The sequence below is a fragment of the Methylobacterium sp. CM6257 genome (assembly GCF_054611515.1).
In genome coordinates this window covers 3,912,404-3,924,406 of record NZ_CM137735.1, presented here as the reverse complement: position 1 = coordinate 3,924,406, position 12,003 = coordinate 3,912,404, and the positions used below count along the sequence as shown (strand labels likewise).

Sequence of the window (12,003 nt, the reverse complement as noted above, 5' to 3'; positions counted from 1 at the left end):
GCGCGCGGGCAGGGTCATCGACCCGCGTAGATGTCGGTGATCTGACCCAGCAGCTTCAGGGCATCCGCGCGCGAGCGCTGGAAGGCGTTGCGGCCGACGATCGAGCCGAAGCCGCCGCCAGCCTGGATCGCCCGGATCTCGTCGAGGAACTGCGATTCCTCGGCGTGCGCACCGCCGGAGAAGATCACGATCCGCCGGCCGTTGAACGCACATTGCACCACGTGCCGGACGCGCTCGGCCGCGGTGCCGATCGGGATGCCGGTGGACTCGTAGACCTTCCTGGCCGCCGGCTGCTCGATATGGGCGGTGGGCAGCTTCACCTTGATGATGTGCGCGCCGAGTTGCGCGGCGATCTGCGCCGCGTAGCCGATGACGTCGATGGCGGTCTCGCCCTCCTTCGACAGGGCCGAGCCGCGGGCGTAGGACCAGATCACCACCGCGAGCCCGACGCTCTTGGCCTCCTCGGCGATCTCGCGGATCTGGCCGTACATGGCGTTGCGGTGGGCGGAGCCCGGATAGATCGTGAAGCCGATGGCGCTGGCCCCGAGCCGCAGCGCATCGGCCACCGAGCCGGTGATCGCCTGCTCGGGGTCGTCCTCGTCGGCCAGGAGATCGTGGTCGTTGAGCTTGAGGATCAGCGGGATGCGCCCGGCATAGTCCCGCGCGCCCGCCTCCAGGAAACCGAGCGGCGCCGCGTAGGCGTTGCAGCCCGCCGCCAGGGCGAGCTCGAAATGGTAGTGCGGATCGTAGGCCGGCGGGTTCGGACCGAAGCTGCGGGCGGGGCCGTGCTCGAAGCCCTGATCCACCGGCAGGATCAGCATCTTGCCGGTGCCGCCGAGCCGCCCGTGCTCCAGCATCCGGGCGAGGTTGGCGAGCGTCCCGGGGCTGTCGGCCCCGTACCAGGACAGGATCTCGGTGACGCGGGGCGATCGTTCCATCGGGCAGCCTCCTTCGCCGGGGATCGCCGCGCCGCGGGCGGGGCGCGGACGGCCCGCGTTGCGAACCGGGCAGGCAAGCCGAGGTTCCCGCACGCCGCGCTTTCGGATAACCGGGCTGAGGCTGCCGGCGCGGCGCGCGCCGACAGCCGCGAGAGGCTCGTTCCGGAGGCCCCTACCATGCGCAGGCTGATCCTGTTGCGGCACGCCAAGTCGGACCGTCCGGCGGGCGTCGCCGACCGCGAACGCCCCCTGAATCCCCGGGGCCGCCGGGCCGCGCCGGCCGTGGGCGCCCATCTCGCCGAGGCGGGCTTCCGCCCGGACCTCGCCCTCGTCTCGCCGGCCGAACGCACCCGGGAAACCTGGGAGGCCGTGGCCGCGGCACTCGGGAATCCGCAGACGCGCTGGCATCCCGAGATCTACGAGGCGCCGGCGGAGCGGATTCTCGCGGTGATCCGGGACGCCCCGGACGCGGCCGCCACGGTGATCGTCGTCGGCCACAATCCCGGTCTCGGCGATCTCGCGGTGGGTCTCGCCGGGGAGGGACCGCGCGCGGCGCGCTCGCGCCTCACGGTCGAGTTTCCGACAGCGGCCTACGTGGTGATCGATTTCGACGCCACCCATTGGGCGGAGATCGCCCCGGGCCGGGGGCGCCTGGAGCGGTTCGTGCGCCCCCGGGACATCGACCCGGATCTCGCGGGCTGACGGGTCACTCCAGCGGCACGGCCGCGGCGTGCGCCTCCACCTCCGCCGGGGAGGGCAGGGGCGAGCCCGGCACGAAGGCCTCGAACGCCGCCCAGAAATCCTGCCGGATGGCGTCGCGCTCGGTCAGGATCTCGTGCCGGGAATCCGGCAGGACCAGGATGTGGCCGGCCTTCAGCCGGGCGGCGAAGCGCTCGGTGTCGAGGGTCCCGCAGACCGGGTCGGCGCCCGCCGCGATGATCAGCGTCGGCACGGCGATGCGCGGCGCGGCGCGCGGATCGCGCAGGCGGGCCATCGCCCGGAACGCCTCGGCGAGCCACGCGACCGTCGGATCACCCACCGCGCCGGCCCCGACCTGCCGGGCTGCCGCGGCGTTGCGGGCGTAGCGCACGGGGTCGCGCGAGAGGCGATTGCCGGGATAGGGGTTGGTGGCGATCGAGACCGGCTTGCCCAGCGGGACGTAGCGGCTCCCCAGGCCGAGCCGGTGCAGTGCCCGCGACACGAGGGCGGCCCCGGCCGGCCAGCGCACCATCCGGATCGACAGCATCGGCGCCAGCGCCACCAGGCGCTGGAACGGCAGCCAGCCGTCCAGCGCTCCGAGGAGTGCCACGCACCCGCCCATCGAGTGGGCGAGGGCGATATGCGGCTCGGGCATCAGCGGAACCAGCACCGTCTCGGTCACGGCCTTCAGGTCGAGCCGGTACTCGTCGAACCGGGCGACGTGGCCCTTGTGCGGGTCGCCGACCCGCCGGTCCGATTCGCCCTGGCCGCGCCAGTCGAAGGCGACGACCGCGAACCCGCGTGCCCGCAGCTCGTGGATCGTCTCGTAGTATTTCTCGATGAACTCGGCCCGGCCCTGGAGCAGGCAGATGGTGCCCCGGCAGGTGCGCGCCGTGGTCTGCCAGTAGGCGACCCGCAGGGTGCAGTCGTCGCGCGTGCCGACAGCCATCAGGGTGCCTCCGGGGGGCACCGGATTGTCCGGCGTGCTGCGCAGGGTCAGGAGCGGCGGCTCCCGCCCGATCTCACCGTCGAACCGTCTCACAGGGCTCACCTCAAGCGCGTCCGTGGGCAGTCGGACCGTAGCGAAAAAATCTCGATTCCTACCATGGCCCGGGGTCTTGAAGCCCGATTTTCCCCCTCCGATATCTCGCCTGTGCCGGCCATCAGGCGGCACGGAAGACGGGTCCGGCCCATCGGGCGGACCGGAATTGCATGTTGCTCAAACGAGGATATGTCATGCGTCAGTTCGATCTCGCTCCCCTCTACCGTTCCACCGTCGGCTTCGACCGGCTGTTCTCCGCCCTCGACCAGTTCGCCAGCGCGGAGGCTGCGCCCACCTACCCGCCCTACAACATCGAGCGGACGGGCGAGAACGCCTATCGCATCACGGTCGCGGTCGCCGGCTTCACCGAGTCCGACCTGTCGATCGAGGTTCGGGAGAACGCGCTCACGCTCAAGGGCGAGCGCAAGGCCGAGGGCAAGGCGGAGTTCCTGCACCAGGGCATCGCGGCCCGCTCCTTCGAGCGCCGCTTCCAGCTCGCCGACCACGTCCAGGTGACCGGTGCGGCTCTCGAGAACGGCCTCCTCCACATCGACCTCGTCCGCGAGGTACCGGAGGCGAAGAAGCCCCGCCGCATCCAGATCGCCACGGCCGCGCGCCCGAGCGCCCCGGTGATCGAGGGTGACGTCCGAAAGGACGACGTCCAGCAGGCGGCCTGATCCCGCCGCGCGCGTGGAGGTTCTAGGGTGATGGAGCGCCCCGGCCCCGGCCGGGGCGCTTTCTCGTGTCGGCTGTCATAATGGCGTTTGGCCTTCGTGCTCTGTGTCGATGTCGACGGTGCACGGATGGGCACCCGGAGTGAACCCGACCATGGTCGCCAATCTCGCCCGCGGAGCCTACAGCGCACTCGGAGCCGGCTGGCACAAGGGCGTGCAATGGGGCGTCGGCGCGCCGATCGCGAAGCTGCGGCGTCGCCAAGCGTATCCGCGGACGGCCGAGCCGGGCCCGGCCGGCATCGCCGATGTCCTCTCGGCCGAGCGCGCGATCCGTCTGCCGGAACCGTTCGAAGGCTGCAGTCTCGGCCGCATCGGCAGCCTGGAGGTGCGGCTGGCGACGAAGAAGTCCGAGATCCGCCGGGCGCAACGCCTGCGCTTCAAGGTGTTCTACGAGGAGATGTCGGCGGTCCCCACCGGGCTCGCCGCCCTGTCGCGGCGCGATGCCGACAGCTTCGACGCGATCTGCGACCACCTCCTCGTCCTCGACCACGCCGCACAGAAGCGGAAGCAGCCCTTCGTCGAGCCCCGGCCCAAGGTGGTCGGCACCTACCGGCTGCTGCGCGGTGAGGTGGCGGAGCGCCACGCGGGCTTCTACTCGGAGGGCGAGTACGATCTCGCGCCGCTGCTCGCCGCGCAGGGACAATGTCGGCTTCTGGAGCTCGGTCGCTCCTGCGTGCTCAAGCCCTACCGGGGCAAGCGCACCGTCGAGCTGTTGTGGCAGGGGATCTACGCCTACGTGCTGCACCACCGGATCGACGCGCTGATCGGCTGCGCGAGCCTGGAGGGCACGGATCCGGACCGGCTGGCGCTGCCGCTCGCCTTCCTCCACCATCATGCCCGCGCCCCGGAGGCCTGGCGGGCCCGCGCGCTGCCGGAGCGCGCGGTGGCGATGGATCGGCTCCCGAAGGAGGCAGTAGACACCAAGGCCGCCCTGCAGGCGCTGCCGCCGCTGATCAAGGGCTACCTGCGCCTCGGCGCCACCTTCGGCGACGGCGCGGTGATCGACCGCCAGTTCGGCACGACGGACGTGTTCGTAACGCTCCCGGTGGAGGCGATCGGCGCGCGCTACCGGGGCCATTTCGCGCCGGCGGGCTGAGCGGCCGGATGGGGTTCAGGCTGCGGGTAAGAATCGCTCCCCGCACCAGATCCCCTCATCCTGAGATGGCGGAGCGCAGCGCAGGCCTGGAAGAAGCCCCCGGCTGGCCGCGCGATCCCTGGGAGCCTCCTTCGAGGCCCGCTGACGCGGGTACCGCAGGATGACAGGATCCGATCGGAGGCTTGCCATGCGCCGCCGAACCGGCCCTTACAGATCTCCCAGCGCCAGCTGACCCTGGTTGCGCGCCTTCGGCGGTGCCGCCTTGCGCTCCTTGGGGCGCGCGGTGGCCGGCTTCTTGGGCTTCGGCTCGCCGCGCATCCGGGCGACCGCCTTGTCGCGGGCCACCGCCTCAGGGGCGCTGGGGTCATCGGTGAGCCACTTGCCGCGCTTGATCACCTCGTTCACCCGGCCCTGATTCACCCCGACCTTGAAGGCGATCTCCTGCTGGGTCATCCCGGTCGTGGCGTGGAGGTCCAGGATCGCCCGGGCGAGTTCTGGAGTCATCTTCTGGCCCGTCAGCCGCCGGGCGGGCTTGACCGTGCGGGTCGCGCGGTCGCGCTCGCGCAGACGCTCCAGGAGCGCCAGCGCCATATTCATGCCGTGCTCGCGCAGGGCTTCCTCGAATTCCTTCAGCGTCGCCATCGGCGCCATCCTCCGCCGGGCTCTCGGGCCGGTTGCTCGCCTGAGAACGTGCCGGGAACGCTCCGGTTGCGCAAGCGCTGCGGGCCGGCGCCCGCGCCGGTGTCGGTGGAGGGGCGGTGTCATCCACCGGAAATGCCGCCGGATCAACGCCCCTGGCCTCGCTGCGGCAGCTCGGCTACAGGGTGGCCCACCCGATACGGCAGGGCCAGCCCGCATACGATGATCAGCCCGATCCGCACCGTCGTCCCCGGCGAGACGCCCGGCTCCCTGACCCGGGAGCTGGAAGCCGGGGCGGTGCTGCTGTTCCCGGATCTGCCCTTCCCGTTCACCGACTTCGAGCGCCGGTTCACCGAGCGGCCGTTCGCGGACGGCAAGGCCAAGAACGTCAACATCCGCGGCGAGGCGGCGGAGCTGCGCGGCGCGGCCGGCACCCCGGAGGAGCAGGAGGCCCTGCGCCAGCTCCTGATCCGCTACCGCGCCTTCGCCCGCGATCTGATCGGGACCTATCTGCCCGATTACGCCGACCGGGTGAGCCTCGCCGGCACCTCCTACCGCCCCTTCGACGTGGACCGGCGCAAGCTCAGCTGGCGGCGTGACGACACGCGCCTGCACGTCGACGCCTTCCCGTCGAACCCGATCGGCGAGAGGCGGATCCTGCGGGTGTTCCGCAACATCAACCCTTCGGGCGAGCCGCGCCGCTGGCGGGTCGGCGAGGATTTCGGGTCGATGGCGGAGAAGTTCCTGCCGCGGCTGCCGGGCTACTCCCCGCTCTCCGCGCGCCTGCTCGCGGCTTTGCGCATCACCAAGGCCAAGCGCTCGGAATACGACCACCTGATGCTGCACCTGCACGACGCGCTCAAGCAGGACGAGGCGTACCAAGCTCGGGCCCCCCAGGCCGACGTGGAATTCCGCCCCGGCGAGACCTGGGTGACCTTCTCGGACCTCGTGATGCACGGGGCGATGGGCGGCCGCTACATGCTGGAGCAGACCGCCTACCTGCCGGTTGCAGCCCAGACCGACCCGTCCTTGAGCCCGCAGCGCATCCTGGCGGCCAAGCTCGGCCGCGCCCTTCGGACCTGAGAGAGGAACCTCACGCCATGATCCTCGAGATCGCGCAGATCGAGATCAAGCCCGGTATGGAAGCCGAGTTTGAGAAGGGCATCACCGAGGCCTCGGCGATCTTCAAGCAGGCCAAGGGCTGCCGGGCCTTCGAGGTGCGGCGCTCGATCGAGCACCCGCAGCGCTACCGCCTGCTGATCCATTGGGACACGCTGGAGGCCCACACCAAGGACTTCACCGGCTCCAAGCCCTGGCAGGATTACCGCGCCCTGGTCTCCCACTGCTTCGCAGGACCGGTTTCCGTCGAGCACGCCGAGCAGGTGCTGAAGGCGTTCTGAGCAGCGCCGCGCAGCCACTCCGGACTTCGGATCGGCGAAACGGCCGACGACAGCCCGAAACATTGCGGCGGCAGCCGCCGGTGCTAGGCTCCCGACCGGCCGAACCCGAGGCGAATCATCGGGGACGCGGCACGTGGGGAGCAGGCTCATGGCGCGGCTCAGACGGCTCGCGGGCGCCCTGGCGCTACTCGGATGCGCCGCCGGTTGGCCGGCCCTCGCCCAGACCGCGCCGGCGGCCCGGACCGCCCCGCGGCCGGCGGCCGCCGCGCCCACCCCGTTCGCCAAGACCTTCGTTCGGGCCGACCTCGCCAGCGCGGCGGTCCGCCTCGAGACGGCCCTCAAGGGAGAGGCCGGCGGCCCGCTCCGGCCGGCCGGCCAGTCCCGCGCCGCCGGCCAGGCCCTGCTCGCCGCAGACAAGCCGGACGAAGCGCTCACCCCGCTCGCCGCCGCAGTGGCGGCCGACCCGGGCGACGCGCGCAACTGGCAGGCCTATGCCCGCGCGGCCTCCGCGGCGGTCGATACCCTGGAGGAGAACGACTACCGGGGCCGGGCGCGGCTGCGCGACCGGGCGGCGGCGGCCGCCTACCGCGCCTACGAGCGCGCCGGCACGGCCGGCGATGCGGCGGCCGCGCTGGCGATGCTCGGGGCCACCGAGGCCGAGCAGGATTCCTGGCGCCCGGCGCTCGACGCCTACGCGGCGAGCCTGATGTTGGCCGCCGACGACGGCGTCCGGGAAACCTACGAGAAGCTGCGGGCCGAGCACGGCTTCCGCATCCTCGACTACAAGGTCGATTCGGACGCGGCCGCCCCGCGGGCCTGCTTCACCTTCTCGGACGCGGTGCTGCCCAAGACCGACTACGCGCCCTACGTGGCGGTGTCGGGCAGCAGCGCGGCCGCCGTGACCGGGGAGGGTTCCCAGGTCTGCGTCGACGGGCTCAAGCACGGCGGGCGCTACGCCATCGTGGTGCGCCAGGGCCTGCCCTCGGCCGTCGGCGAGAGCCTGCTCAAGGCCGCCGACTACGAGATCTACGTGCGCGACCGCGCCCCGCAGGTCCGCTTCACCGGGCGCAACTACGTCCTGCCCCGCACGGGTCAGGCGGGCGTGCCCCTCGTCTCGGTGAATGCCGCCAAGCTCGACGTCGAGGTGCTGCGGATCGGCGACCGCGGCCTACTGCCGACCCTGCGCTCCGAGGACTTCCTGGGCCAGCTCAGCGGCGCCACCGCCCGGACGATCGCGGCCGAGAAGGGCGTGCGGGTCTGGAAGGGCACCCTCGACACCGTCAAGGCCGAGCTGAACCAGGAGGCCGTCACCGCCTTCCCGGTCCTGCAGGCGGTGGGCAAGCTGGAGCCCGGGATCTACGTGATGCTCGCCCGGCCCTCCGGGACGGCTGCCTCCGACGAGGAAGGGTACGACACGCAGGCCACCCAGTGGTTCGTGGTCTCGGATCTGGGGCTGACCGCCACCAAGGGGCGGGACGGGGTCCACGTCGTCCTGCGCTCGCTGGCCTCCGCGCAGGTGATGCCGGGTGCCGAGATCCGGCTCATCGCCCGCAACAACGAGGTGCTGGGCACGCGGATCACGGACGCGCAGGGTCACGCCGCCTTCGACCCCGGCCTGGGGCGCGGGGAGGGCGGCTTGGCGCCGAGCCTCGTGGTCGCCCAGGCGGGCGGCGATTACGGCTTCCTCGACCTCAATCTCGGCGCCTTCGACCTCACCGATCGCGGCGTGAAGGGCCGGCCCGAGACCGGCGGCCTCGACGCCTACCTGTTTCCGGAGCGCGGGGTCTACCGCTCGGGCGAGACCGTCCAGCTCACGGCCCTCCTGCGCGATCCCCGCGGCGCGGCGGTGCCGGACCTGCCGCTGACCTTCGTGGTGAAGCGGCCGGACGGGGTGGAGTACCGGCGCGTCTCGGTGCCGGACCAGGGGCTCGGCGGCCGGGCGCTGCCGCTGCCGCTCCTCTCGGGGTCCATGCACGGGACGTGGCGGGTGTCCGCCTACACGGACCCGAAGGTGCCCGCGATCGGCGAGACCAGCTTCCTCGTGGAGGATTACGTCCCCGAGCGGCTGGAGGTGACCCTCAAGGCCCGGCAGCCGGCCCTGCACCGGGGCGAGGCGGCGCAGGTCGACGTCGCCGCGCGCTACCTCTACGGCGCCCCGGGGGCCGAGCTCGACGTGTCGGGCAGCGTCAGCGTGCAGGCGGCCGCGACGAGCGGCATCAAGGGACTGGAGGGCTACGCCATCGGCCTCGACGACGAGGCCGTGGAGCCGGTCACGCAGGAGATCCAGGACCACGCGACCACGAACGCCCAGGGCAACGCCGCCGTCACGGTACCGGTGCCCCAGGTCGCGGCGCCGCGGGCGCTGGAGGCAAGGATCACGCTCGCGGTCGGCGAGCCCGGCGGCCGGGCCCTGTCGCGCAGCCTCACCCTGCCGATCCTTCCGGCCGGCCCGGTCCTCGCCCTGCGCAAGGGCTTCACGGACTTGAGCGAAGGGGGGATTGCGGGCTTCGACGTGGTGCTCGCGAGCCCTGAGGGGGCGCTCCTCCCCCGGCCGGGGGTGACCTGGACCCTGTCGCGGATCGACCAGTCCTACCAATGGTACCGGGCTGACGGGCGCTGGTCGTTCGAGGCTGTGAAGACCGCCCGGCGCGTGGCCAACGGCACCGTGGACCTGAAGGCCGGCGGCCCGAGCCGGATCGAGGCGCCGGTGGGGCTCGGCCGCTACCGGCTGGAGGTCTCGGCTCCGGGCGCCCCCGAGGCGACGGCGAGCGTCGGTTTCGAGGTGGGCTGGGGTGGCGCCCAGACCGCCGAGGCGCCCGACCTCCTCGACCTCACCCTCGACAAGGCGGCCTACGCCGCCGGCGACACGCTGCGGGCCAAGCTCAGCCCGAAGTTCAGGGGGCAGGCGAGCCTGATGGTCGTCAGCGACCGCGTGCACGAGACCCTGGAGGTGAGCGTGCCGGAGGGCGGCACCACCGTGAGCGTGCCGGTGAAGGCCGAGTGGGGCGCCGGCGCCTATCTGGTGGCCACCGCCTACCGGCCCCTCGACCAGGCGGCCAAGCGCCTGCCGGGCCGGGCGCTGGGGTTGGCCTGGTTCTCGGTCGACCGGGAACGGCGCAGCCTCGGCGTCACCCTCAAGGCGCCGGAGCGGGCGCGCCCGCGCCAGGACCTGACGCTGCCGGTCCAGCTCACGGGGCTGAAGCCCGGCGAGCCGGCGCGGATCACCGTGGCACTGGTCGATGTCGGAATCCTCAACCTCACCCGCTACGCGGCGCCGGACCCGACCCAGTACTTCCTCGGCCAGAAGGCCCTGGGGCCGGAAGTCCGCGACCTCTACGGCTACCTGATCGACGGCATGCAGGGCTCGGCCGGGGCGATCCGCTCCGGCGGCGATGCGGGCGGCGGCGAACTCGCCGATTCACCGCCGACCCAGACGCCGCTGGCCCTGTATTCCGGGGTCGTGACCGTGGGGCCGGACGGGGCGGCGAGCGTCACCTTCCCGATCCCGGCGTTCAACGGCACGGGCCGCGTGATGGTCTCCGCCTGGAGCGGCGACCGGGTCGGGCAGGCGCAGGCCGACGTGATCATCCGCGACCCGGTCGTGGTGACCGCGACGCTGCCGCGCTTCCTCGACACCGGCGACCGCTCGCGCCTGTTCGTGGCCCTCGACAACGTCGAGGGGCAGCCGGGCGACTACACGGTCGATCTGAGCCCGGCCGGCCCGGTCGTGGTCGGCGCCAGCGCGTTGCGGCAGACGCTGCGGCTGGAGGCCGGGGCCAAGGGCCAGTTCGCGATCCCGCTCACCGCCGCCGGACCGGGCACGGCCCGGCTCGACCTCGCCGTGTCGGGACCCGGCCTCCCCGCATCGCTGAACCAGAGCTTCGCCCTCGGAATCTTCCCCGGGACCGGCGCCCTGCTGCGCCGCTCGGTGCGCAGCCTCGCCCCCGGGGCGGGCCTGACCCTCTCGTCCGACCTGCTCGCCGATCTGCAGCCCGGGACCGGCAGCGTCTCGGTCTCCGCCACGCCCCTGCCGGGGCTCGACGTGGCGGCCCTGCTCCAGGCGCTGGACCGCTACCCCTACGGCTGCTCCGAGCAGGTGGTGAGCCGGGCGATGCCGCTCCTCTACGTCAACCGGCTGGCCGCGCTGGAGAAGCTCGCCCTCGACAGCGGCGCGGACGAGCGGGTGCGCGAATCGGTCGAGCGTCTGCTCGCCCGCCAGGATTCGAGCGGCGATTTCGGCCTGTGGTCGGCGCAGGGGTCGAGCGACCTGTGGCTCGATGCCTACGTGACCGACTTCCTCACCCGCGCCCGGGAGCGCGGCTTCGCGGTGCCGCAGAAGGCCTTCACCCAGGCGCTCGACTACCTGCGCAATGCGGTGGCCAACGCCGCCGAGGTGCACAACGGCGGCGCGGATCTCGCCTACGCGGCCTACGTGCTCGCCCGGAACGGACGCCCGGTGATGGGCGACCTGCGCTACCTCGCCGACACCAAGCTCACGGCCTTCTCGTCTGCGCTCGGGCGCGCGCAGCTCGCCGCCGCCCTGGCGCTGCTCGGCGACCGGGGGCGGGCCGCCAAGGCAATGGACTCGGCGCTCACCGCGCTGCGCGGCGACCGCGACAAGGGCCTGTACCGCGCCGATTACGGCTCCCGCCTGCGCGACGGGGCCGGGCTGATCACGCTGGCGGCCGAGAGCGGGCTGACCCAGGCGGCCCTCGGCCCGGTCGCGGCGGTGCTCGGCGAGGAGCAGCAGGCCGAGCGGACGACGAGCACGCAGGAGAATGCCTGGATGGTGCTGGCCGCCGAGAGCCTGTCCAACGAGAGCGGCGCCCTGTCGTTCACCCTGGACGGCGCGCCGCAGACCGGGATGCTCGCCCGGGTCTACCGGGACGCGGCCCTCGGCGACCGGGGCGTGCAGCTCGTCAATACCGGCCGCGCACCCGTGCAGGTCGCCGTGACTGTCAACGGCAGCCCGCTGGTCCCGGAGCCGGCGGCGTCCCAGGGCTACACGGTCGAGCGGAGCTTCCGTCGTCTCGACGGCAGCGTCGTCGATCCGGCGAGCGGCCTGCGCCAGAACGACCGGCTGGTGGTGGTGCTCAAGGTCACCGAAGCCAAGGCGGAAGCGGCGCGGCTCCTGCTGGTCGATCCGCTCCCGGCGGGGCTCGAGATCGACAACCCGAAACTCCTCGACGCCGACGCGCTCCACGGGCTCGCCTTCGCCAAGTCCGACGTGCAGCCGGTCCACACCGAGTTCCGCGATGACCGGTTCGTCGCCGCCTATGAGCGCGACCCGAGCCAGTCGGCCTTCTTCACTGTGGCCTACACGGTCCGGGCGGTCTCGCCCGGGACCTACGTGCATCCGGGCGCCACCGTGGAGGACATGTACCGGCCGGCCCGGTTCGGCCGGACCGCCTCGGGCAGCATGACGGTCGGGGCGGCGAAGTAGGGCGCGGGGACC

The 12,003-nt window shown here is 72.6% G+C and carries 9 protein-coding genes; 6 read left to right on the top strand and 3 right to left on the bottom strand.

The annotated features are described in order from the left end of the window. Positions 1 to 14: 14 nt before the first annotated feature. On the bottom strand, positions 15 to 938 hold the full coding sequence (locus tag ACYCO6_RS19150; RefSeq protein WP_459762254.1) for a class I fructose-bisphosphate aldolase: 924 nt from the start codon (positions 936 to 938) through the stop codon (positions 15 to 17). Between the two features lie 177 nt (positions 939 to 1,115). Here ACYCO6_RS19150 and ACYCO6_RS19145 point away from each other — a divergent pair, with 177 nt between their 5' ends. After that, the gene (locus ACYCO6_RS19145; protein WP_459762252.1) at positions 1,116 to 1,640 is read left to right on the top strand and encodes a SixA phosphatase family protein; all 525 of its coding nucleotides are present in this window, start codon (positions 1,116 to 1,118) and stop codon (positions 1,638 to 1,640) included. Between the two features lie 4 nt (positions 1,641 to 1,644). Here ACYCO6_RS19145 and ACYCO6_RS19140 read toward each other — a convergent pair whose 3' ends face one another. Further along, the gene (locus tag ACYCO6_RS19140; protein ID WP_459762250.1) at positions 1,645 to 2,679 is read right to left on the bottom strand and encodes an alpha/beta fold hydrolase; all 1,035 of its coding nucleotides are present in this window, start codon (positions 2,677 to 2,679) and stop codon (positions 1,645 to 1,647) included. Positions 2,680 to 2,873: 194 nt separating this feature from the next. Here ACYCO6_RS19140 and ACYCO6_RS19135 point away from each other — a divergent pair, with 194 nt between their 5' ends. Beyond that, on the top strand, positions 2,874 to 3,356 hold the full coding sequence (locus ACYCO6_RS19135; protein ID WP_459762248.1) for an Hsp20 family protein: 483 nt from the start codon (positions 2,874 to 2,876) through the stop codon (positions 3,354 to 3,356). 151 nt (positions 3,357 to 3,507) lie between these two features. Continuing rightward, a complete protein-coding gene (gene olsB, locus ACYCO6_RS19130; RefSeq protein ID WP_459773614.1) occupies positions 3,508 to 4,509 on the top strand; it encodes a l-ornithine N(alpha)-acyltransferase in 1,002 nt (333 codons plus the stop codon). A 207-nt stretch (positions 4,510 to 4,716) separates the two neighbouring features. Here olsB and ACYCO6_RS19125 read toward each other — a convergent pair whose 3' ends face one another. Continuing rightward, positions 4,717 to 5,151, bottom strand: coding sequence for an RNA polymerase subunit sigma-70 (locus tag ACYCO6_RS19125; protein WP_459762246.1), 435 nt, complete (start codon positions 5,149 to 5,151; stop codon positions 4,717 to 4,719). 219 nt (positions 5,152 to 5,370) lie between these two features. On the opposite strand from ACYCO6_RS19125, the gene ACYCO6_RS19120 reads away from it, so the two are divergent. From ACYCO6_RS19120 to ACYCO6_RS19110, 3 genes are all read left to right on the top strand, one after another. After that, the gene (locus ACYCO6_RS19120) at positions 5,371 to 6,231 is read left to right on the top strand and encodes a Kdo hydroxylase family protein (protein ID WP_459762244.1); all 861 of its coding nucleotides are present in this window, start codon (positions 5,371 to 5,373) and stop codon (positions 6,229 to 6,231) included. A 17-nt stretch (positions 6,232 to 6,248) separates the two neighbouring features. After that, on the top strand, positions 6,249 to 6,548 hold the full coding sequence (locus tag ACYCO6_RS19115) for an antibiotic biosynthesis monooxygenase family protein (RefSeq protein ID WP_459762242.1): 300 nt from the start codon (positions 6,249 to 6,251) through the stop codon (positions 6,546 to 6,548). Positions 6,549 to 6,696: 148 nt separating this feature from the next. Beyond that, positions 6,697 to 11,991 carry an alpha-2-macroglobulin family protein gene (locus ACYCO6_RS19110; protein ID WP_459762240.1) on the top strand — a complete coding sequence of 1,765 codons (5,295 nt, stop codon included), beginning with the start codon at positions 6,697 to 6,699 and terminating at the stop codon, positions 11,989 to 11,991. Positions 11,992 to 12,003: the final 12 nt, after the last annotated feature.

Coding starts and splice junctions, on each gene's coding strand:
- ACYCO6_RS19150 (WP_459762254.1), bottom strand. CDS start 938: ATGGAACGATCGCCCCGCGTCACCGAGATCCTGTCCTGGTACGGGGCC.
- ACYCO6_RS19115 (WP_459762242.1), top strand. CDS start 6,249: ATGATCCTCGAGATCGCGCAGATCGAGATCAAGCCCGGTATGGAAGCC.
- ACYCO6_RS19125 (WP_459762246.1), bottom strand. CDS start 5,151: ATGGCGACGCTGAAGGAATTCGAGGAAGCCCTGCGCGAGCACGGCATG.
- ACYCO6_RS19145 (WP_459762252.1), top strand. CDS start 1,116: ATGCGCAGGCTGATCCTGTTGCGGCACGCCAAGTCGGACCGTCCGGCG.
- ACYCO6_RS19110 (WP_459762240.1), top strand. CDS start 6,697: ATGGCGCGGCTCAGACGGCTCGCGGGCGCCCTGGCGCTACTCGGATGC.
- olsB (WP_459773614.1), top strand. CDS start 3,508: ATGGTCGCCAATCTCGCCCGCGGAGCCTACAGCGCACTCGGAGCCGGC.
- ACYCO6_RS19135 (WP_459762248.1), top strand. CDS start 2,874: ATGCGTCAGTTCGATCTCGCTCCCCTCTACCGTTCCACCGTCGGCTTC.
- ACYCO6_RS19120 (WP_459762244.1), top strand. CDS start 5,371: ATGATCAGCCCGATCCGCACCGTCGTCCCCGGCGAGACGCCCGGCTCC.